The 20,948-nt window shown below is 38.3% G+C and carries 21 protein-coding genes; 10 read left to right on the forward strand and 11 right to left on the reverse strand.

Features of this window, described 5'->3' with window-relative positions; translation table 11 throughout:
• Window positions 1–26: 26 nt before the first annotated feature.
• From HUV91_RS16245 to HUV91_RS16265, 5 genes are all read right to left on the reverse strand, one after another.
• Entirely contained in the window at window positions 27–521 is a 495-nt protein-coding gene (locus tag HUV91_RS16245) for a M23 family metallopeptidase (protein ID WP_228721892.1), read from the reverse strand.
• Window positions 522–649: 128 nt separating this feature from the next.
• Entirely contained in the window at window positions 650–1,684 is a 1,035-nt protein-coding gene (gene mutY, locus HUV91_RS16250; protein ID WP_174494097.1) for an A/G-specific adenine glycosylase, read from the reverse strand.
• Window positions 1,685–1,798: 114 nt separating this feature from the next.
• Entirely contained in the window at window positions 1,799–2,167 is a 369-nt protein-coding gene (locus HUV91_RS16255; protein ID WP_130075486.1) for an HIT family protein, read from the reverse strand.
• A 54-nt stretch (window positions 2,168–2,221) separates the two neighbouring features.
• Complete coding sequence (locus HUV91_RS16260) at window positions 2,222–2,962, reverse strand: dienelactone hydrolase family protein (protein ID WP_174494098.1); 741 nt, start codon at window positions 2,960–2,962, stop codon at window positions 2,222–2,224.
• Between the two features lie 310 nt (window positions 2,963–3,272).
• Complete coding sequence (locus HUV91_RS16265; protein WP_130075488.1) at window positions 3,273–3,431, reverse strand: DUF1328 domain-containing protein; 159 nt, start codon at window positions 3,429–3,431, stop codon at window positions 3,273–3,275.
• 193 nt (window positions 3,432–3,624) lie between these two features.
• On the opposite strand from HUV91_RS16265, the gene HUV91_RS16270 reads away from it, so the two are divergent.
• The 5 genes from HUV91_RS16270 (at window position 3,625) to HUV91_RS16290 (ending at window position 9,749) form a co-directional block, all read left to right on the forward strand.
• Entirely contained in the window at window positions 3,625–4,077 is a 453-nt protein-coding gene (locus HUV91_RS16270; protein ID WP_130075489.1) for a YcgN family cysteine cluster protein, read from the forward strand.
• Between the two features lie 60 nt (window positions 4,078–4,137).
• On the forward strand, window positions 4,138–5,049 hold the full coding sequence (locus tag HUV91_RS16275) for an alpha/beta hydrolase (protein ID WP_174494099.1): 912 nt from the start codon (window positions 4,138–4,140) through the stop codon (window positions 5,047–5,049).
• Between the two features lie 93 nt (window positions 5,050–5,142).
• Window positions 5,143–6,417 (forward strand): replication-associated recombination protein A, encoded by a 1,275-nt coding sequence (locus HUV91_RS16280; protein ID WP_130075456.1) that lies wholly within the window; start codon window positions 5,143–5,145, stop codon window positions 6,415–6,417.
• 139 nt (window positions 6,418–6,556) lie between these two features.
• Window positions 6,557–8,905 (forward strand): glycerophosphodiester phosphodiesterase, encoded by a 2,349-nt coding sequence (locus HUV91_RS16285; protein WP_174494100.1) that lies wholly within the window; start codon window positions 6,557–6,559, stop codon window positions 8,903–8,905.
• Window positions 8,906–8,921: 16 nt separating this feature from the next.
• Window positions 8,922–9,749, forward strand: a complete 828-nt coding sequence (locus tag HUV91_RS16290; protein ID WP_174494101.1) for a metallophosphoesterase family protein — start codon at window positions 8,922–8,924, stop codon at window positions 9,747–9,749.
• A 46-nt stretch (window positions 9,750–9,795) separates the two neighbouring features.
• Here the strand turns inward: HUV91_RS16290 and HUV91_RS16295 are convergent, their stop codons facing one another.
• The 3 genes from HUV91_RS16295 to ubiG are packed head-to-tail and all read right to left on the reverse strand — an operon-like array spanning window position 9,796 to window position 11,983.
• The gene (locus HUV91_RS16295) at window positions 9,796–10,542 is read right to left on the reverse strand and encodes a YciK family oxidoreductase (RefSeq protein WP_174494102.1); all 747 of its coding nucleotides are present in this window, start codon (window positions 10,540–10,542) and stop codon (window positions 9,796–9,798) included.
• 44 nt (window positions 10,543–10,586) lie between these two features.
• On the reverse strand, window positions 10,587–11,270 hold the full coding sequence (locus HUV91_RS16300; RefSeq protein WP_130075464.1) for an HAD family hydrolase: 684 nt from the start codon (window positions 11,268–11,270) through the stop codon (window positions 10,587–10,589).
• Window positions 11,267–11,983, reverse strand: coding sequence for a bifunctional 2-polyprenyl-6-hydroxyphenol methylase/3-demethylubiquinol 3-O-methyltransferase UbiG (ubiG, locus tag HUV91_RS16305; protein WP_174494103.1), 717 nt, complete (start codon window positions 11,981–11,983; stop codon window positions 11,267–11,269). The genes HUV91_RS16300 and ubiG overlap by 4 nt, the downstream gene beginning before the upstream one ends.
• 183 nt (window positions 11,984–12,166) lie before the next feature.
• On the opposite strand from ubiG, the gene HUV91_RS16310 reads away from it, so the two are divergent.
• Window positions 12,167–12,775 (forward strand): thiol:disulfide interchange protein DsbA/DsbL, encoded by a 609-nt coding sequence (locus tag HUV91_RS16310; protein ID WP_111860236.1) that lies wholly within the window; start codon window positions 12,167–12,169, stop codon window positions 12,773–12,775.
• 69 nt (window positions 12,776–12,844) lie between these two features.
• Here HUV91_RS16310 and HUV91_RS16315 read toward each other — a convergent pair whose 3' ends face one another.
• Window positions 12,845–13,501, reverse strand: coding sequence for a TetR family transcriptional regulator (locus HUV91_RS16315; protein WP_174494104.1), 657 nt, complete (start codon window positions 13,499–13,501; stop codon window positions 12,845–12,847).
• Window positions 13,502–13,674: 173 nt separating this feature from the next.
• On the opposite strand from HUV91_RS16315, the gene HUV91_RS16320 reads away from it, so the two are divergent.
• On the forward strand, window positions 13,675–14,712 hold the full coding sequence (locus HUV91_RS16320; protein ID WP_228721890.1) for a flavin reductase family protein: 1,038 nt from the start codon (window positions 13,675–13,677) through the stop codon (window positions 14,710–14,712).
• 135 nt (window positions 14,713–14,847) lie between these two features.
• Complete coding sequence (locus tag HUV91_RS16325; protein ID WP_416377025.1) at window positions 14,848–15,987, forward strand: fatty acid desaturase family protein; 1,140 nt, start codon at window positions 14,848–14,850, stop codon at window positions 15,985–15,987.
• A 149-nt stretch (window positions 15,988–16,136) separates the two neighbouring features.
• Here the strand turns inward: HUV91_RS16325 and HUV91_RS16330 are convergent, their stop codons facing one another.
• Window positions 16,137–16,670: an SMI1/KNR4 family protein gene (locus tag HUV91_RS16330; protein WP_174494105.1), complete on the reverse strand. Its 534-nt coding sequence runs from the start codon at window positions 16,668–16,670 to the stop codon at window positions 16,137–16,139.
• 112 nt (window positions 16,671–16,782) lie between these two features.
• The gene (locus HUV91_RS16335) at window positions 16,783–17,040 is read right to left on the reverse strand and encodes a hypothetical protein (RefSeq protein WP_174494106.1); all 258 of its coding nucleotides are present in this window, start codon (window positions 17,038–17,040) and stop codon (window positions 16,783–16,785) included.
• 568 nt (window positions 17,041–17,608) lie between these two features.
• Here HUV91_RS16335 and rph point away from each other — a divergent pair.
• The gene (gene rph, locus HUV91_RS16340; protein ID WP_174494107.1) at window positions 17,609–18,325 is read left to right on the forward strand and encodes a ribonuclease PH; all 717 of its coding nucleotides are present in this window, start codon (window positions 17,609–17,611) and stop codon (window positions 18,323–18,325) included.
• A gap of 300 nt (window positions 18,326–18,625) precedes the next feature.
• Window positions 18,626–20,791, forward strand: a complete 2,166-nt coding sequence (locus tag HUV91_RS16345) for a phosphocholine-specific phospholipase C (RefSeq protein WP_174494108.1) — start codon at window positions 18,626–18,628, stop codon at window positions 20,789–20,791.
• Window positions 20,792–20,948 lie beyond the last annotated feature (157 nt).

Here is a 20,948-nt window from a genome sequence, read left to right on the forward strand (position 1 = left end):
TTCCTAACTGATTTTTAAATAAAAAACTATCTTAAATAAGGGTAAGGGTTGACTGCGCCACGCCCTTTACCGTTTAAGTATAATCCATAGTGCAAATGAGGGGCAGTATGTCGTGCATTTCCTGTATTGCCGACATAGCCAATCAGTTCACCACGACGGACATAGTCGCCTTCTTTTAAACCACGTTTATGTCCATTTAAATGTGCATAATAATGATAAGCCCCACTCGGCCCCATGATCCAAATGACTGTGCCACCTAAGTTATTCCCTTTGAGGCTAGTCACTAAGCCTTCAGTGGTACTATAAACTTTTGTTCCACGTGGAGCCAAAATATCAATGCCCTCGTGACTACGTCCTGCACTACGAGATGCTCCCCAAGTGTCAGTCAAATTTTTTACTTTAATTCCTTCCACAGGAATAGGTAAGTGGCTTGGCATCGACATTGATTTTAGTTTTAAAATCGTATTTTGAGGTAAAGGGCTTGGTTTTTTAGGTGTAGTGGTACAAGCACTGATGAACATTGCAAAACATACAAGCAAACTATAACGAAAATAAAATGACACGAGAAATCCTAATTTATTCATTGTTCAAGTTTTAAAAGTACAGATTAAAATTGAAAATAAGTGGTGAATACCCGTGTCTGACTATGTCATATCTCAACCGCTGAGATCAATTTTTTCATGGCAGTTGGAATGCCCATTTGTGTAGCTTTTTGTGGCGAAAGCCATTCACCGCTCAGTTCTGCTTGCAGATATTCCTGTTGATCAGGCTCAATCTGGAAAATATGAGCATTTAAAATCCAGGTGAAATGGGTAAAGCTATGTGAAATTTGTACAGGTTTAACTTTAGAAATCAGCTTAAAACGCTTACAGATGTTTTCAAATTCAGCATCATCCTCAAGAATAGGTAAACTCCATAAACCACCCCATAAACCACTGTTTGGACGTTGTTGCCATAACCATTGTTGGTCTGACTGAATCAGTAAAACTTTGGCTGTTTTTACAGGGACAGGCTTTTTCGGCTTCTTATAAGGCAGTTCTGTTTCTAAACCTTGCTGATGCGCTTGGCAGTGTTGTTGCATTGGGCAATATAGGCATAGCGGTTTTTTCGGCGTGCAGATGGTTGCACCCAAATCCATAATGGCTTGCGTATAATCATGATTACGTTCAATTGGGCACAGTGCTTCTGCACGTTGCCACATTTCCCGTTCATGGATGGGTTTACTCAAATCATCTTCGATGGCAAAAAAACGTGCCAATACACGTTTAACATTGCCATCCATAATCACGCCATACTGACGTAAACCGAGAGACATCAGCGCGCCCCCCGTTGAACGACCAATACCAGGTAGCTCAACCCATTGTTCAAGCGTTGCAGGAAAATGTCCTTGTTGGCTGACAATAGCCGCTGCTTTATGCAGATTACGTGCACGGGCGTAATAACCTAAACCCGCCCAATACGGAGCAACGTCATCCCAAGAAGCTTTGCCTAAGTCATCTACAGTTGGAAAACGGTCAATAAAAGGCTCAAAATATTGTAAGACAGTTTTCACTTGCGTCTGTTGCAACATGATTTCGGAGACCCATACTTTGTACGGATCATCCGCGACTTGCCAAGGTAAATCATGACGACCATGTTGGTCAAACCATGTGAGGAGTGCATCTGAAAATGAAAACTGCGACATGCTGACTTCGAATGAAAAAGAGGATATTAGTATAGCGAAACTTAGGAGGGTACATGTGAGAGAATATTGAGATTAAAAAAGACGCCGTAGCGTCTTTGATTGTTTAAAAAAAAATTATTGCTTAGAGGTCACGCCCCAACGTTGATCGAGGACCAAAACTTGATCTTGATAACGGGGAATAATATGGATGTGAAAATGTTCAGTATGTTCATCAGCAAAGACATCACCATCATTAAATGCAATGTGGAAACCTGCTGGCTGATGACGGATTTTTAATTCATTACGTGCCAGTTCAAGTAAGCTAGATAAGCTTTTTCTTTCTTTTTCAGAGACATCAAAAAAAGAAGTGATATGGCGTAAAGGAACAATCACAGAATGCCCTTTCGAAAGTGGATTTGGCTCAGGCAAAATTGCACCAAACTCATTTTTGGCAATAATATCGTATTCGTCAAAATTGCAATAAGGGCAGTTTAAGTCAGTCATCTCAATATCCTCTCGAAATTATTTGATTTTTTAATGTCTAATATAATGTAAACCTTATTTCAGTTGGCGCTGTAACAGTTCATACATTGCAGCTAGACTTTGTTGTTCAGCTTCAGCGTTATAACCTAGATCCACATTGTTTGCTTTTGCACGTTCATCTGCTAAAGGGTTACTAAAGCCGTGTTTAGCACCTTCAAATACAATAACTTCATGTGGGATGTGAGCAGCATGCATTTCCTGTTTAAATTCAGCAATCGCATCGAGCGATAACATACTGTCTAATTCACCATGTAAAACCAATAATTCAGCTTGAATATTTTGAGCATCACCTGCTTGGCGTGGTGCAACATTGGCAGCATGGAAGGTTGCGACAGCTTTAAGTGCTGCTCCTGTGCGTGCGAGATCAAGTACCACTTTGCCACCATAACAAAAACCAATGGCAGCCAAACGTGATGCATCTACTTCCGATTGAGCTGCCAAAGTATTTAAGCCTGCAGTTGCACGCTCAACAATGGTATTTTCATTTTCAAAGGTTTGTGTCATCCATTCACTGGCTTGCGGTACATTTGTGGTGACTTTCTTGTCGCCATACATATCGATGGCTAGGGCAGCATAGCCATGTTCAGCAAGCTCACGCGCACGTTGTTCTGTATATTCATTACGACCCCACCATTCTGGCGCAACGATCACACCTGCCACTGGTGTATCAGAAACAGGACTTGCAAAATAACCAATCAGCGTTGTGCCGTCTTGGGCTTGATAAGAAATTTCACGTGTTGTAATCGTCATTGTCATGCTATAAATCCTTGTATAATTTTGAGAATACTTTGATTAAAACATAGTTTTTGAGTTTTCAAATGACTTTATACACAATAATGTGCATAGAAATGTGAGAAATTATTATGTGCATTGCAGTGGTGTTCAATCTTATTTATTGATTGAATAATCACATAATATAATGATGTTTTAGAAAAATGACTCCGTATTTCTAAAAAAAATTGTCATGATGGCGTGTAAAAACATGAGCATTCATGAGAAATGAGCTATATAGAAATAAAAAAAGAAGGAATATTCCTTCTTTTTTTTGATGATACTGGAATGAAACTTAGACACGTCCGCGTGAAATAAATCCTACAATAGCAAGGATCACTGCGACAACCAATAAGATCACTGCAAAATCTTTAGACATACCAGCGACACCACCAAAGCCTAACAGACTTGCAATAAGTGCAATCACTGCAAAGATAATCGCCCAACGAAACATAATTATTCTCCCATGTTTTTATACTGTTCATGTACGAGTATAAAAATCTGCAGGATTGCAATGTAGCTGAGTTTTGTTGCAAAGGTATAAATTGTATAAATTTAAGTAAATGATTTGTAATTTGAAAATCTAAAATAATTCTCACCTAAAAATGCTATGATTTACGGTTAAATCACAGATTAAATTTTGAATTATGCCTGCCGAATTACGTCCTGAATTTTGGAAAAAATATGCGCTGACAGAACTCAATCCAGCAGAGTGGGAAGCTTTGTGTGATGGTTGTGGATTATGCTGTTTGGTCAAACTTGAAGATGATGAAACCAATGAAGTTGCCTATACCAAAGTGGCATGTCAGTTATTAGATTGTAAAACGGCGCAATGTTCAGATTATCCCAATCGTATGCAACATGTTCCAGATTGTATTCAATTGACTCCTGAAAAATTAGAGCATATTTATTGGTTGCCTTCGAGTTGCGCATATCAACGCTTAAAAGAAGGTAAAAAATTACCAACCTGGCATTATTTAAATACAGGCTCAAGAGAAAACATTATCCAAGCACGAAAATCAGCAGCAGGGCGTTGTATTTCTGAAACTGAAGTTGATGAAGAGGATATTGACGAGTATGTTGTACGTTGGGTGAGATAGATATTGATAATCATTATCAAATAAAATTAAAATAGAGGCTGTCTATTGCGAGCCTTGCAGATGTCAAAGTCACCAAATAAAATTCAGATTGGGCATATTTTATTGCTATTTACATTGATTTTGACTGTAAATATTTCATTGCATGCACAGCCGAATTTACAGCCTTTGGGGGCAAATATCGCAGAGCAAGGCTCAAAGTACTATCAGTTTAAAATACAGAAATTTCAGTCTGTTGACCAAAAAAGAACGTATAAAGTTTGGCTGGGTATCCCCAAGCAATCTAGTCAAGCGCAGCAAGCTGCTATTTTTATGCTCGATGGTAATTCGGTGATGGCTCGTTTGAATGACGATATCTTAAAAGATTTATCACAGGGTGATGCACCCGTCTTAGTGGCGATTGGCTATGACACCAATTTGCCTTTTGAAACGAAAGCACGAGCATTGGACTATACGCCTGCAGATGCAACAGGAAACATACAACCTGATCCACGAAATCCAGAGCGTATGACGGGCGGCAGTGCGCAGTTTCGTGAACTTATTTTAAAACAAATCAAATCTTGGGTGCATCAACAGGTGCAACTCGATGCTCAACGTACAGTCTTGTGGGGACATTCTTATGGTGGTTTATTCGTCTTAGATAGTTTTATGCACAGTGATGTATTTAGTTATTATATTGCAGCAAGCCCATCACTTTCTTGGGCTGAGCACCGGATGTTAAAAAGTTTGCAGCATGTAGCGGGTCATCAGGTTGAAAATAAAAAATTGTGGATCATGGAAGGTGATATTGCAAGTGAACATGGACAACAGCAAAGTCAAAACTTTGATGCTAATTTGATTGAAAATAATCGAGCAGTGATTCGTACATTAGCCGCTAAAAAAGCCCAAACCCAATTATTGCTTTATCCAAATCTTAGTCATGGTGATGTTTTTCAAGCTTCCTTAATGGAGGTGTTATATAACCGTTTATTTTAAAGATGAAGGATTTATGGCATCGCATGGGAATTTTATCGACAATTGTCTAAACCATAGTAGACTATGAACAGCTCTTATTTTGCAAAAACAACTATGTCAGACACCCATATTCCCTTACCTGAACGCCTTCGTCCTCGTGATTTGTCTGAAATTATTGGGCAAGATCATTTACTTGGAGAACAAGCCCCTTTACGTCAAATGATTGATCAAGGACATTTGCCATCCATTATTTTTTGGGGACCACCTGGTGTAGGGAAAACTACGATTGCATTGTTGTTGGCGCAAGCGGTTGATCGACCTTTTGTGAGTTTATCTGCACTCAATACAGGGGTAAAAGAGTTGCGTGAGGTGATTGCTGAAAGTGGTGATTTGCTTACGCCTGTGGTTTTTATTGATGAAATTCATCGTTTTAACAAGTCACAACAAGATGCATTACTCAATGCTGTAGAAAAAGGCAAAATCACTTTAATTGGGGCAACCACAGAAAATCCATCTTTTGAAGTCAATAGTGCGTTGCTGTCACGTTGTCAGGTTTATAGCTTAAATGCATTAAGTAATGAGGCGATTCAAAGCTTGATTGAAAATGCGATTCAGCAGGATCAATTTTTAAAAGATCGTCATATTCAAATTGAAGAATTTGATGCACTGATACAGTTTGCTGCAGGTGATGCCCGTAAAGCCCTCAATTTAATTGATTTAGTGGCAAGTACATTTGAGCCAGACCAAGAGAATATCGTCACGAATGCTGTGGTCGTGAAAGTGGCACAGCAAAATATTGCCCGTTATGACAAATCAGGTGAGCAACATTATGATTTGGTTTCAGCTTTTATTAAGTCGATTCGAGGCAGTGATCCTGATGCTACTTTGTATTGGATGGCGCGGATGCTCAAAGGTGGTGAAGATCCCGTTTTTATTGCGCGTCGTATGCTGATTGCTGCATCGGAAGATATTGGTAATTCTAACCCCAATGCATTGTTACTTGCAGGAGAGTGTTTCCGTTCAGTACAAGCGGTGGGGATGCCTGAATGCCGTATTATTTTAGGACAATGTGCGGTTTATTTGGCAACTAGTGCCAAGAGTAACAGTACTTATTTAGCAATCAATAAAGCACTAGAACTCGCTGAAAAAACCTCAAATCTGCCTGTGCCTTTACATTTAAGAAATGCACCGACGAAGTTGATGAAAGAACAAGGCTATGGTGTAGATTATCTCTATCCACATAACTATCCTGAACATTTTGTGTTGCAGGACTACATGCCACCTGAACTTAAAGGCACAAAATTATATGAATCTGCACGTAATAAACGTGAAGTAGAAGGAGAGCGTTTACAGCAACGCCGTTGGCAACAAGAACAGCAACAACAGTAATTTTAATGGCGATTGGTATTTAAGATACTGTGTTTTGTTATAGATGGGTTTAAAATAATCACTTCATTTATAATAAGGAATGAAAGACCAAAATATCAGCCTAAAACAATGTGTATTTTGGTCGGCATCATTTTGATCTATGCGTGTTTATATTTTTCCTGCCCTATTCGTTTTGAGTATTTTTTCACAGCAAAGTATGGCACAAGCTGTGCTTGTTCAACCGCAAGAAACGGCACAAAAAAGTCCTGAACAATTAGAAAAAATACGTTATGAAATTGATTTTTCTAAGATAAAACAATTACCCAAAGGTTGGAAAATTCCCGGAAATAATGCAGGTAGCATTTATATAAAAGATGGCTTTTTATGGGTTGATGGGCGTAAACAAAGCTTTGAGCCGACTTCTATTTTATTGCCTTCTGAGTTAGCAAACTTAAGTCATTATCGTTTAGATGTTGAGTTTTCTTTGCAAGATGTGAACAATCCGAGTCGTTGGGGCGCACTGATTTATGATATCGCACTTGGACAAGGTGTGATTCCACAAGCTTATACTCAGTTTACGCTACGGCAAAATGCACGTGCACAAAACGGCACTGAGCTGGGTGGAAAATTGGCAAATGGTCAGTGGCATGTGCGAGCAAAAACAGCTTTTTCTGAAGATATTCAAGCCAATACAATCTATAAAGCAACGTTATGGGTTTCAGGGCAGCAAGTGAAACATTATTTAAATGATGTTTTACTACAACATGCTGAAATCAAAAGAAAAGATTTGGGAGAGATCGGATTTTCTGCGGCAGGCTTACAAATGAAAATAAAATCTGTGAAATTAACAACACCACAGATTGCCACAACCACACCGATTCAAAATGTAGCCACTGTACCAAATCATCAAGGATTTGCTGCGACAACCATTATTCCAAAAGTGACCACCCATGCTGAGCAGCAAAAAATACAGACAGGTCAGCTTTATCTTAAGTTAAATCAACAACTCAATCTGTTGAATGCCTCAGGTCAAGTACAGGCGTCATTTGCTCAATATTGGTTAGACCCGCAACGTAAAAGCTTAGCAATTTTAGAAGTTTCAGATGTTGCGACTTTGAATGCACTGAAACAATGGTCAGCTTCACGTGATATTTCTGATCTAATGATCGTATCGTCATCCTCTGATCTTTTAAAAACAGCACATGATTTACTGCCTACGGTGCGAACGGTTTTAGATTTTAGTCAGAACAAAAAGTTAGGTCATGCTTTTAGTGACTTAAATCAAATTGTGCAACAAAGTAATCAAGCACATGCAAAAGTTTTAATTTTGCCTGAACATTTGGCAGTGAAAAAATCTGTGCAATATATCCAACAACGTTTAATGAATGTTTGGGTCATGAGCTCTGCCAAGAATGAGGTAGAAGCAGCTTCTGTACTGATTTCAGGTGCCAATGGTGTCATCAGTTCCAATTATTTATTATTGAATCAAGTGCTCAAGAAACTTCCTGCACAGACTTTGTTACATCAACCGTTGATTATTGGACATCGGGGTGTACCGAGTTTAGAGGATGAAAATACGCTAGAAAGTGCTGTACGTGCAGTAAATCTAGGGGCAGATCTTGTTGAAAATGATATTTATCTCAGTAAAGATCATCAGATTATTGTTATGCATGATGCAACGGTAGACCGGACGACCTATGCAACAGGCAAGATCGAAGACATGACTCTTGCTCAGATTCAGCAACTCCGTACCAAAACAAAAAATCGTCATGTTCCAACACTCGCTGAATATTTTAAGGCATTTAAAAATAATAAGAACGTGGTTTTAATGATTGAAATTAAAAGTAATAATCCTTTGATTATTCCTGCATTAAAACAAGAAATTGCACGTTACAAAGTTGCAGATCAAGTGGTGATTACTTCTTTTAATCGAGAACAGTTACAGCGTGCGCATCGGGAAATTGCAGATGTCTCAATAGGTGTGTTGGCGGGTGCATTTGCAAGTCAGCAAAGCACAGCAGATCATGTGAAAACTGTTTTAAATAGTGTACAAAATTATACAGCCTCGTATCATCCTGTTTATCAAAAAGAATTATTGGCAGTGGTGCAAGATACTCAACAACGTGGAGTGACTTATTGGCCTTGGAATCTTAATGATGCAGCATTTAAACAGTTTTATATTGCAGGTTTGAATGGGGTTACCACCAATTTTATACAGCAATATTCACATTATATTGTTGATATTCGAGCGCCTCAAACAGTGAAAGTTGCACGTGGACAAACATTGAGTTTAGATGTCCAATTGCAGCAGCAAGATAAAAAAATAGTGAATGCAAAAGTGCAAAACTTTGTGGTTTTGGCGGGCTCACCGACACATCATTTGGAAAATACCAGCCTAAAATTCACTCAAAAAGGTGTGGGCTATGTATTGGCAAGCTATAAAGTACAATTAGATGCACAAAATTTCTATCACTTGGTTTCAAGACCGATCAAAGTGGTGGTTGAATAAAAAACAGTAGGTATAAATGAAAATAGGTACAGTATTAAAAATTCTAAAGATTAATGAGCATCCTATTGAATACATAGATTATTTAACCATACCGCATGGTGATTTGATAGCGCAAAAATTTCAACTACCTATTTATATTGGTGAAATCGAAGGGTTAGCAGAGAATATTGATTCAATTGTAGTGAGTTCAGATTTACAAGGAGTCTGTCAGTTTGATCAAACCTCGAGCATATTACTTGGTGAAGTTTTAGCTGAAAGTTTGCCAATAATTTATGAGATGTATTTGACAGGATTTAGCATTAAAAAATCGTGGGCTTTTTTGTGTGGTGATCTGTACGCTAATTTAGAAAAAAGAGGCAGTAGCGGTAATCCAATCCAAGTGTGGCAGACATTTGCACAATATTTTGAGAAAGTGATTGGCATAGCTGGCAATCATGATGACTTTGGCATAAATTTAAACCAACTCAAACAGATCGAGAATGTACACTTTTTAGAAAATGATGTTGTAAAATTGAATGGGTTAAAGATTGCAGGACTTAGTGGCATCATTGGACGAACAGATAAAAACTTTAGACAAGAAGCACATGTTTATTTAAATAGCTTGGAAAAATTCTTAAAACAGCAACCCGATATCGTATTAACGCATTTGTCACCGCATCTTGAAGAATATGCTTTTTTAGGTGAACCACAGTTGACGAAAATCCTTGAAAGATATGCGGATAATCTATTGTTTTGTGGGCATTCACATTGGAATACTTCGCAGACTGTGACATTAAAAAATAATACACAGATTTTAAATGCAGATAGTAAAGTCTTTATTTTATTGAATAAAAATACCCTCTAATTTAAAACAGGAGGGTATTGGTATTGAACAATAGCGCTGTTAATGGTTAGTCCTGAGCATCAATACTTTCACCATTCATGTGTAAGCTGTCTTCACCCATTAAATATAAATAGGCAGGCATAATATTTTCAGGCGTAGGCAAAGTTTTTGGGTCTTCTGCTGGGTAAGCTTTAGCACGCATTGCAGTACGTGTACCGCCTGGATTAATACAGTTAAAACGAATATTTGGATAAGTTCGTTCTTTTGCAAAAATTTGGCTTACCGCTTCAATTGCAATTTTAGATACCGAATAAGCACCCCATTCAGCACGTGCCTCACGTCCTACACCTGAACTGGCAAAAACCACAGAAGCGTGTTCAGACTTTTGTAAAAGTGGCATTAATTCTTGTGTAAGGACAAAAGGTGCACGTAAATTTACCGCCATGACATCGTCCCACACTTCTTCAGGATAATGTGCTAATTCAACACGTTCACCTAAAATCCCTGCGTTATGTAAAATGCCATCTAAACGACCAAACTGTTGTTCTAAGGTTTGTACCAAAAGCTCATAGTCTCGTGGTGAGGCTGTCGATAATTGAAGCGGTAAAATTGCAGGTTGCGGTGCACCTAAAGATTCAATTTCATCATAAATGACTTCAAGTTTATTGAGTGTACGACCATGTAAAACCACGGTAGCACCGTGTAGTGCATAGCTGAGTGCTGCTGCACGTCCAATACCATCTCCCGCACCTGTAATTAGGATGATTTTATCCTTCAGTAAGTCAGGACGAGGTTGATATTCAGAATATTTCATGGGAGACCTCCTTTAATTGTTATGATGTCATTATACTTTGCTGTTTAAGTGCTCTTTTCGATCTGAACCAAGCGATTAACCACCTGATGAAGCGTCGTCACATCATTGACGATACAGTCAGCATGCCATGCATTTAAGTCATCTTTATATTGTAAAGGTAAATAGCCATAGGCTGCTAAAATGGTATACATCTTGGCATTGCGACCAGCATCAATATCGCGTGGATGATCACCTACATAAATAATCTGTTTTTCATCAATCTTCAAGTGCTTTGCTGCTAAATACATTGGCTCTGGATCAGGTTTGGTGTTTTGAACATCCTCAGGGCAGACCAAAACGGCGCAGCGTTCGGTTAAATTGAGTGCTTTGAGTAAGGCTTCACTGAGCCAGCGTGGTTTATTGGTCACAATGCCCCATGGAATATGATGCTTTTCTAAATCTTCTAGAAGGGGATACATGCCTGCAAAAAGATCGGTATCAACAGCAATGTCTGCACCATAAATGTCTAAAAAGCGTTGGCGATGGGCTAAAAATACAGGATCATCCACTTCTAGTTCGGGATAAACCAATTTCACCATCGCACGTGCCCCCTCAGACACTTGTGTGCGGATCAATGCGGCATCGACAACCGCACAGCCTTTTTCACGGCACATATTTTGAATAATGCGAATGAAATCAGCAGCGGTATCAATCAAAGTACCATCGAGGTCAAAGAGTACTGCTTTCATTGTGCAGACTCATTGATCGTATATACCATATAGTTGACATCAACATTTGGTGCTAACCAATAATGCTTGGTCAATGGGTTGTAATGTAAACCTGTCATGTCTTTGAGTTTTAATCCTGCACTACGGATGTCATGTGCAAGCTCAGAAGGTTTAATGAATTTGTGGTAATCATGTGTGCCACGTTTGAGTAAACGTAAGACGTATTCAGCACCCACTATGGCAAATAAATAAGATTTTGGATTACGGTTAATGGTCGAGAAAAACACATGACCATTTGGTTTTACCAGTTTTTGGCACGCTTGAATGATCGATGCAGGATCAGGTACATGCTCAAGCATTTCCATACAGGTCACGATGTCATATTGACCTGCTTGTTCTTCAGCAAGTTGCTCTACAGGCACTTGACGATATTCAATATTGTGTACATTTTCTTGTTCTGCATGCAGACGCGCGACATTGAGCGGCGCTGCACCCATATCGATGCCAAGTACATCGGCACCACGGCGTGCCATGCTTTCAGCCAAGATCCCCCCGCCACAACCGACATCAAGAATTTTTTTACCTGTTAGACCACCCGAATGTTCATCAATCCAGTTTAAACGGAGTGGATTAATTTGGTGTAATGGGCGGAACTCTGAGTGCTGATCCCACCATAAGGCTGCAAGTGCTTCGAATTTTGCAATTTCTTGTGGATCAACATTGAGTTGCGACATGGGAGCCACCTCTGGGTCATTTGTTTTAATCAAAAATTAAGTTTAACTATGCTAGTGTACCCATAATTCTGAAAAAAGCGATGAATCGTGTAAAAAACTTCACAGAAGGAAAACGATTTTCCCATATTTGTTTTATAGTTAGTACATAAGCTAGACAAGATGATATTAGAGGACAAAAACTGAATGAAAAAATTACTTTTGGGTAGCACAACTGCAATGCTCATGGCATTTTCTGCAAATACTATGGCAGCAAATTTTGTTGCAGGAAAAGACTACACTGTGGTGCAAAACCCAGGTAAAGTTGAGGTTCCTGGCAAAATTGAAGTACGTGAATTCTTTTGGTATGGTTGCCCACACTGCTTTAAATTAGAGCCACATATGCAAGCTTGGCTCAAAAAAATTCCAAAAGATGTGAACTTTATCCGTACCCCTGCATCAATGAATCCACTTTGGGAACAAGGTGCACGTGCATATTTTGTTTCTGAGGCTTTGGGTGTACGCAAACGTACGCATTTACCTTTATTCCATGCCAATGGTACAGGTCAGCAAATTTTACAAAAAGATCAATTTGCAAAATTCTTTGTAAAATATGGCATTCCTGAGGCGAAATTTAACAGTACATATAACTCATTTGCGATCACTGCAAAAATTGCGCAAGCCAATAAATTGGCGCAACAATATCAGCTCAGTGGTGTACCTGCGGTGGTTGTAAATGGTAAATACGTGGTGCAAGGTGAAGATGGTAAAGTCACTCAAGTAGTTGATTACTTAATCAATAAAGAACGTAAATAAGCATCTGATGGTGTGATGAATTAAAAACCCGCAAATTGCGGGTTTTTTTGTTTCTTCAATATTGTGGCATTAATCTAAAGGATCTATTTTGGGTGTTTCCCAATTTAAAATGCCTCTGAAAATAAAACGGATTTGGGTCACAGATTGTTTTTTATATATTATTTTTTGCAATTCTAATTCTTGCCCAGAATACTGGCGGCTTAAACTGAGCCATGACATTGCCCAAGTAAAAGCAGAATTAATCAATAAACTGGTCAACACATATAAATCATTTTCATTTTGAAAATGTTCAAAAATTTGTAATTTTTTTAGATCACTACTGAGATCATCATTTAAATAACGAATTTCTCGATCAATGGCACGGCGCACCGTTTCTGAACCGCCCCAACGTTCTGCAATCATAAAAATCCATTGCTGTGGATTTTGTTCAACGGCTTTAAAAAATGAATCCATAGTGGTCTGGGTTTTGGCTTCAGGCAAGGCGAGACCATGTCCGAGTTGATGCAAGACATTTTTTAAATACAAGGAAACTTGATCGACCAACTCTTTACCGAGTTCTTCCATATCTTGGAAATGTCGGTAAAAGGCAGTAGGCACTAAACCCACTTCACGCGCAACTTCTCGCAAACTGATACTTGAAAATGAACGACCTGATGTGCTTAAGCTAAGTGCAGCATCAAGTAAAGCCTGACGACTTTGCTGTTTACGTTCATCCCGTATTGACATTGTGTGACCTTAAATTTTGTGATGGCAAGAGTTTAACAAATAAACCTACAAATTAAACGACGAATGTCAGTGCACAGGTGTTGACTGAATTTAAAAATAAGTATAGTTTACGACTGTTCACTAAAAGAACGCATGTTCACTCAATAAATAGCCAGCATAAAGAGGAACGCAACATGAGTAAATCTGTAACCATACAAACGATGTCATATCAACCTGAATGGATCCGTGAGGATTTTGTTGATTTTGTCGCAGCCAAGATCAATCCCTTATGGGCATGGAAAAAAGTCAAAGCATCTGTGGTCAAAATACGCAGTTTAAGCACAGATTTTTTCCAAATTGAATTACGTCCTAACCGTAATTTTAAGAATCAACATTTAAAAGCAGGGCAAAGTGTTTTAGTCACTGTGTTGATTGAAGGGGTACGGCAGCAACGGCATTATTCCATTGTGAAAACATTGGCGAATGGTGACCTTGTTTTGGCGGTGAAGCGTCAGGGTAAAGTGTCTAAAGCTTTGAGCGAGTTAACATTTGGGAGCATCGTAGAGCTTTCACAACCACAAGGAGAATTTATTCTTGATCAAAACAGCATGCCGCTTTTGTTGGTTGCATCGGGAAGTGGGATCAGTGCGATTTATGCATTGCTCAATGCCGCTTTAAAACAGTCACAGCGCAAAATTACTGTGTTGTATTTTAGTCGAGATGAAGCTTTTCATGCTGACTTACAGCAACTTGCCGTGCAGCATTCACAGTTGAATTACTTATATTTCAATACATTAAAAACTCAGCAGCGTTTAACTTTAGCCTTGCTAAATGAACATGTGACAGACTTTCAGCAACGTCAAACGTATGCCTGTGGTGCAAATGCAATGATGCAAAGTATTCAGCAAATATATCGTGAGTTGAATATTCAGCATCAGCTTAAACAAGAATATTTTCAGGTGGTTGCAGATGAGAGCCTGAATCAGCAACCTGTAACTTTTTTACGCTCACAGCAGGAATTTGTTGCCAAAACTAACTTGCTTGAAAGTGCTGAGCAAGCAGGTTTAAAACCGACACATGGTTGCCGTATGGGCATGTGTAATACCTGTACATGTACCAAAGTCAGTGGTTCAACTAAAAATATGCTGACAGGTGAAATTGATCATACTGCCAATACACAAATCAAACTATGTATTAGCCAAGCAGTGAGTCCTGTGGTGATCAATCTTTAAGTCATAGTTAATTTTAAAAGCTATTTTCCAAATTTTTATTTAAACACGATCTTTGTCTTATCCATCAAGACAGGGGACGTTGTGGCCAAAATTCAGCACAGGCTTCTAAAAAATGAAGCGCTGAGGAGTAAAAAAATGAATATATCAGTGAATTTTTTAAACAGTAAATCAAAGCATTTAAATGCTGAACACACAGCAGCATTTGGTCGCCGTGTCGATGAAATCCGTCGCGAGGTGATGGACAGCTTAGGGGAGTCGGATGCCCAATATATTTATAAAATTCGCAACTTTGTCCGTTATAGCGAGATTGCTTCACGTGGCATGTTGATGTTTGGTGGTTGGATTCCACCTGTATGGGTGGTGGGTACAGGTTTGTTAGGCATTTCCAAAATCGTTGAAAATATGGAACTCGGTCATAACGTGATGCATGGACAATTCGACTGGCTTAATGATCCAAGTTTGAATGGTGCAAACTATGACTGGGATACCATTGCTTCAGGTGATGACTGGAAATATACGCATAATTATGTGCATCACACTTATACCAATATTGTCGGTAAAGACCATGATGTGGGTTATGGTTTGCTACGTGTGAGTGAGTCGCAAAAATGGGAACCTCGTTTTTTATTCAATATTCCTTTAGCAATTCAGCTTATGGTGTTTTTTGAGTGGTATGTGGGTGTGCAAAATCTACATTTAGAAGATGCATTGGTCTATAAAACTAAAACTTGGAAACAAGTGTGGGCAGATGCGACCAAGTTCCGTAAAAAAGCCCGCCGTCAAATTTTAAAAGATTATGTATTTTTCCCTGTCATTGCAGGTCCAAATGCTTTGCCTGTTTTTGCAGGGAATGCAGTTGCCAATGTGATCCGTAGTTTGTGGTCTTCGGCAGTGATTTTTAATGGTCATTTCACTGAAGATGCTGAAACTTTTGAGCCTGATAATACTGAAAATGAAACGCGTGCTGAGTGGTATTTGCGTCAGATTCGTGGTTCGAGTAACTTCACAGGAACAGATTGGTTGCATATTTTAAGTGGTAATTTGAGCCATCAGATTGAGCATCATTTGTTCCCTGATATGCCTGCCAACCGTTATGCGGAAGTTGCCCCAAAGATTAAAGCCTTATGTGCTGAATATGGTATTAACTACAATGAAGCGAATTTCTTTCAGCAGTTTTGGAGTGTTTGGGTGCGTTTAGCGAAGTGTTCTTTGCCAAATAATATGACGGCTAAAATTACGCAGTCTTTTGCAAAAGTGAAGGGGATTTTTGCTTAGTTTTGCTAATAAAAATTGTGAAACGTGATTAATCATTAAAAAGCCTAGTTTGACGAAATTAGGCTTTTTAATTGTATTTAAGTTATTGAAATAAAAATATTAATGTAAGTGATTTCACATAAGGTGTATTATGTTAATTTTAGCGCAATTTAAAAATCATCCTCTTTCAATAACGCCATAAAAGAAGTGAAATTATCTGCTAATTTTATAGTTCTCAACTTATTTTCAGTTGGTGAAATTTGGATAAGGTCATCATGATAAATTAGAGTAATAGCGGGTTCATCAGTATCAAGATCATCTCTATAATCAAAAGCTAGCAAGTCACCACCTGCACATTCTCCAAAAATCACTATGTGTTTATCCATAAATTCATACATGTGTTCATCAGGTTGATTTAATTCAATGGCTTCATAGCTTTTGATGGAATCCTCATACTTTTTACGATCTTCTTCATCCCAAATTTCTATTTCTTCATACCCGTAGCTATAAAAATATAATTCTCTATCTGTGATCTCATTGTTATGATCTAAAAACTCAAAATAGTTCTTCTTAGGAGTTAATCCATTGTGTTTGCTGAGTAATTGAATATAAAAGTTAGGGAATTTATAACCAATAGATTCAGCATAATCTTCAATATTTTTTTTATCAATCTGACCATGATCTCTGCTTACATCAATATTCATTTAGTCCGCTCAATTAAATTTTATAGTATACATGATGAATTAAGACTTCTATTTAACACAATGGCACTTATGTGAAGTTAAACAAACTTATTGAATAGTATTTTAATTTTACTTAACGTGCATTTATTTTTTGTCGCAATGCTTCACATGCAGAATTATTTTCTAGAGTACATGCCTGCATCAGTTTTTCTAAACGACCTTGTGTGTCATGTTCTTGTTCTTGATTTTTTAGATTTTCTAAATTAGTACAGGCATTTTCATAGTCATTTTTACACGCATGCGTATAGAGTTCTTTGGCTTTTGTAAAATTCATACCCAAGCCACTATATTCATCGATATATAGCTTTCCTAACACATTACAGCCTTTCATGTTGCCACCATCGCAGGCCTTTTTTGCCACTTCCACTGCACTTGATGGACTTTCTAAATCATCTCGAATATAGATAGCTAATTCGACGCATTCATCTAAATTATTATTTTGGAAAATTTAGTCAAATCTTCCAAAACATCAGTTTCTTCTGCAAAAGCAATATTATTAAATAAAATAAATATAAATAAAAAGATTAGTTTGTTCATTAGATTTTTCCTATTATTTAGATTCCATTGTTAGATAATTCAAGCAGTAAGTGAGTGCAAATATATAAAAATGATTCATCATGAGCGTAGATATTTACGATCCTACAACGTTCTTGGATGACTATTTAAATGATGGTGATTTTGCCAGATATTGAAAAATAGGAAAATTATAGTTTTACTACGAAGCGTTTGGATTTAATTGACAAAGATTGTAAGGGCATCATCGATTTTTATTTACATTCTAAATTAAAACGTTTTATTGATTTATGATTCAAACCCAAAAACTCAACTTGTAACAAAACCATCACCTTATCATCTGTTATACTATCTCGCATTATTTTCGAGCAAACTAAGGATTTACTATGCGTCTTGACCAACGTGCATTAGACCAATTACGTGACGTTAAAATTACCCGTAATTACACACGTTATGCGGAAGGTTCTGTATTGGTTGAATTTGGTCATACCAAAGTGCTTTGTACTGCAAGTATTGACAACTCAGTACCACGTTTCCTCAAAGGTCAAGGTCAAGGTTGGGTCACTGCAGAATACGGCATGTTGCCCCGCTCAACACACACACGTAGTGACCGTGAAGCAGCACGTGGAAAACAATCAGGTCGTACTCAAGAAATCCAACGTTTGATTGGTCGTAGCTTACGTGCCATGGTTGACCTCAAAAAACTTGGTGAAAATACCATTACCATCGACTGTGATGTGATCCAAGCGGATGGCGGTACACGTACAGCATCGATTACAGGTGCAGCGGTTGCATTGATCGATGCAATGAATGTATTGCTTGAAAAGAAAAAAATTAAACAAGACCCATTAAAAGGTTTAGTTGCTGCAATTTCAGTGGGAATCTATAAAGATGAAGTATTACTTGATCTTTGCTATGAAGAAGATTCGAACTGTCAAACTGACTTAAATGTAGTGATGACTCAATCTGGCGAATTCATTGAGATTCAAGGCACTGCAGAAGAAAAGCCATTTACCCGTGCGCAATCCAATGCCATGCTCGAAATGGCTGAAAAAGGCATTGCAGAACTTGTGAAAAAACAACAAGAAGCATTAGGTTGGTAATTTAATTCGCTTGAAAATGAACGCATCTTCGGATGCGTTTTTTATTGTTCATTCAAAAGCTTAATGGAATTGAAACCAAAGCATCACCAAACTGTCATGGGCTTTGTATTGACTAACAGCTTCTTTGAAATACGGAAATGGTCAATGAAAAGTTTATTTTTAATTTTAGCCACAAGCTGTTGTTTAATGCTCAGTGGATGTAAAGACGATAATGACGGTGATTCAAGCCAAACGCCAAATCCACCTGTGTCAAATTGTAAAATGCACTGCGCACCATAATAAAAATTAAGGATATTGAAGATGAATCGTCGTGATTTTTTAATTAATTCTACTAAGACTATATTTGGTGCTGCTGCACTTGCAAGTTTCCCTGCCAGTATTCAAAAAGCTTTAGCAATTGATGCCAAAGTTGAAACAGGAACCATTCAAGACGTTAAACATGTGGTGATTTTAACGCAAGAAAATCGTTCTTTTGATAATTATTTTGGTACCTTAAAAGGTGTGCGCGGTTTTGGAGATCGTTTTACCATTCCATTGTCAAATGGACGCAAAGTTTGGGAACAATACGATAAAAACAAAAATAAAGTGTTGCCTTATCACTTAGACAGTAAATTAGGTAATGCACAACGTGTTAGTGGAACACCACATTCTTGGAAAGATGGTCAAGATGCGTGGGATGCAGGACGTATGGGCAATTGGGTGGAACATAAGCAACCGCAATCCATGGGATATTACAAACAAGCTGAACTCGAATATCAATTTGCGCTCGCCAATGCTTTTACCATTTGTGATGCTTATCACTGTGCAATGCATGCAGGCACGAACCCGAATCGAAAATTTATTTGGACAGGAACCAATGGTCCAACAGGTGCTAATGTCGCGAGTGTAGTGAATGAGTTTGATGCGATGGGTGCATCTACAGTCGGCTATGATTGGACGACTTATCCTGAGCGTTTACAACAGGCAGGTGTCACATGGAAAGTTTATCAAGCCATGCCAGATAATTTTACCGACAATCCATTAGCAGGTTTTAAACAATACCGTCGTGCGAATGAGTTATCAGGTCAACCCGTGAGTCATGATGATCTGAAAAGTCCTGCTTATGATGAAAAAATTGATGCGACTCAGCCGTTGTATAAAGGGATCGCCAATACCATGCCAGATGGTGGTTTTTTACAAGCTTTAAAAGATGATATTGCACAAAAGAAATTACCACAAGTGAGCTGGATCGTTGCACCTGCAACTTATAGTGAACATCCTGGACCATCAAGCCCAGTACAAGGGGCGTGGTATATTCAAGAATTATTAAATGCATTGACTGCCAATCCAGAAGTATGGAGTCAAACCGTGCTTTTGGTGAATTTTGATGAAAATGATGGTTTTTTTGATCATATCCCATCACCTAGTGCGCCATCTCGTGATGAAAAAGGTCATCTCCAAGGTAAAACCACATTAAGCACAAGTGAATTGGCTTTTGAATATTTTGATCATGTTGCGGTGGCAGGATCTAAATCTCAACCTCAACCTGATGGGCGTGTCTATGGGCCCGGCGTTCGAGTACCTATGTATGTAATTTCGCCTTGGAGTCGTGGTGGCTGGGTCAATTCTCAAGTGTTTGACCATACTTCGGTGATTCGTTTCTTAGAAGAACGTTTTGCAGTTAAAGAACCCAATATCAGTCCATATCGTCGTGCTGTCTGCGGTGATTTGACGACGGCCTTTAATTTTAAAACACCCAATACATCGGCTTTACCTATGTTAGCAGGTCAAAAAACGAAAGATCAGGCAGATGCAATTCGTCAGGCACAAGCAGTTTTACCACAAGTCACTCGACCAAATTTGGCGGTATTCCCTAAGCAAGAAATAGGGGTACGTCCATCTAAAGCATTGCCTTATATTTTACATACCAGTGCCGAAGTTGATGCAGCCACACAAAACGTTAAATTGATGTTTTCAAATACAGGGACTCAAGCGGCGGTATTTCATGTCTATGATCGCTTAAATCTCAATGCGATTCCGAAGCGTTATATGGTTGAGGCAGGTAAACAACTTGATGATGTCTGGAATAGATTTAACGACAAATATGATTTGTGGGTATTAGGACCGAATGGTTTTCATCGTAGTTTTACCGGCGATTTAACTGCAAAGAATCAGAAAGAAAGTTTGCCTGAAATTCGTATTTGTGTCGAAGAGTGTAGTTATAAGCTGACTTTAAAAGTCCGCAATGATGGCGCAAAAACCAGCAAATTGTTAATAAAAGCCAATGCTTATTTAGCGAATAAAACATGGGAAATTGAGACAAGCCCTGCTGAGCAGTCCTTAGTTTTAGATATGACTGAGTTTGGTGGCTGGTATGATTTCACCGTAAGCATGCAGAATGATGCTTCTTTTAGCCGTCGTTTTGCAGGTCGTATTGAAAATAATCAGGATTCAATTTCAGACCCGTATATGGGATTTAATAGCTAAAACTCTATTATTCTATAAGGTGCTACGGCACCTTATTTTATTTCCCCCTATATTGACTACTTTACATTTCTCCATATAAAAAGAGGGCTTGTGTAACGTCATCTTTAAAAAATCAGCATGCTTTATTTTTACAATGCTTGCCTTTAGAAACGATGAC

It is taken from the genome of Acinetobacter sp. Marseille-Q1623, assembly GCF_902809895.1.
Classification (GTDB): Bacteria; Pseudomonadota; Gammaproteobacteria; order Pseudomonadales; family Moraxellaceae; genus Acinetobacter; species Acinetobacter piscicola_A.

What these genes read in the sequence shown, in the direction of transcription:
- HUV91_RS16320 (WP_228721890.1), top strand. Translation starts at nt 13,675, where the DNA reads ATGAGTAAATCTGTAACCATACAAACGATGTCATATCAACCTGAATGG.
- HUV91_RS16330 (WP_174494105.1), bottom strand. Translation starts at nt 16,670, where the DNA reads ATGAATATTGATGTAAGCAGAGATCATGGTCAGATTGATAAAAAAAAT.
- HUV91_RS16325 (WP_416377025.1), top strand. Translation starts at nt 14,848, where the DNA reads ATGAATATATCAGTGAATTTTTTAAACAGTAAATCAAAGCATTTAAAT.
- HUV91_RS16285 (WP_174494100.1), top strand. Translation starts at nt 6,557, where the DNA reads ATGCGTGTTTATATTTTTCCTGCCCTATTCGTTTTGAGTATTTTTTCA.
- HUV91_RS16290 (WP_174494101.1), top strand. Translation starts at nt 8,922, where the DNA reads ATGAAAATAGGTACAGTATTAAAAATTCTAAAGATTAATGAGCATCCT.
- HUV91_RS16260 (WP_174494098.1), bottom strand. Translation starts at nt 2,962, where the DNA reads ATGACAATGACGATTACAACACGTGAAATTTCTTATCAAGCCCAAGAC.
- HUV91_RS16345 (WP_174494108.1), top strand. Translation starts at nt 18,626, where the DNA reads ATGAATCGTCGTGATTTTTTAATTAATTCTACTAAGACTATATTTGGT.
- HUV91_RS16255 (WP_130075486.1), bottom strand. Translation starts at nt 2,167, where the DNA reads ATGACTGACTTAAACTGCCCTTATTGCAATTTTGACGAATACGATATT.
- HUV91_RS16315 (WP_174494104.1), bottom strand. Translation starts at nt 13,501, where the DNA reads ATGTCAATACGGGATGAACGTAAACAGCAAAGTCGTCAGGCTTTACTT.
- HUV91_RS16270 (WP_130075489.1), top strand. Translation starts at nt 3,625, where the DNA reads ATGCCTGCCGAATTACGTCCTGAATTTTGGAAAAAATATGCGCTGACA.
- HUV91_RS16295 (WP_174494102.1), bottom strand. Translation starts at nt 10,542, where the DNA reads ATGAAATATTCTGAATATCAACCTCGTCCTGACTTACTGAAGGATAAA.
- mutY (WP_174494097.1), bottom strand. Translation starts at nt 1,684, where the DNA reads ATGTCGCAGTTTTCATTTTCAGATGCACTCCTCACATGGTTTGACCAA.
- HUV91_RS16275 (WP_174494099.1), top strand. Translation starts at nt 4,138, where the DNA reads ATGTCAAAGTCACCAAATAAAATTCAGATTGGGCATATTTTATTGCTA.
- HUV91_RS16300 (WP_130075464.1), bottom strand. Translation starts at nt 11,270, where the DNA reads ATGAAAGCAGTACTCTTTGACCTCGATGGTACTTTGATTGATACCGCT.
- HUV91_RS16265 (WP_130075488.1), bottom strand. Translation starts at nt 3,431, where the DNA reads ATGTTTCGTTGGGCGATTATCTTTGCAGTGATTGCACTTATTGCAAGT.
- HUV91_RS16280 (WP_130075456.1), top strand. Translation starts at nt 5,143, where the DNA reads ATGTCAGACACCCATATTCCCTTACCTGAACGCCTTCGTCCTCGTGAT.
- HUV91_RS16335 (WP_174494106.1), bottom strand. Translation starts at nt 17,040, where the DNA reads ATGAAAGGCTGTAATGTGTTAGGAAAGCTATATATCGATGAATATAGT.
- HUV91_RS16245 (WP_228721892.1), bottom strand. Translation starts at nt 521, where the DNA reads ATGTTCATCAGTGCTTGTACCACTACACCTAAAAAACCAAGCCCTTTA.
- HUV91_RS16310 (WP_111860236.1), top strand. Translation starts at nt 12,167, where the DNA reads ATGAAAAAATTACTTTTGGGTAGCACAACTGCAATGCTCATGGCATTT.
- ubiG (WP_174494103.1), bottom strand. Translation starts at nt 11,983, where the DNA reads ATGTCGCAACTCAATGTTGATCCACAAGAAATTGCAAAATTCGAAGCA.
- rph (WP_174494107.1), top strand. Translation starts at nt 17,609, where the DNA reads ATGCGTCTTGACCAACGTGCATTAGACCAATTACGTGACGTTAAAATT.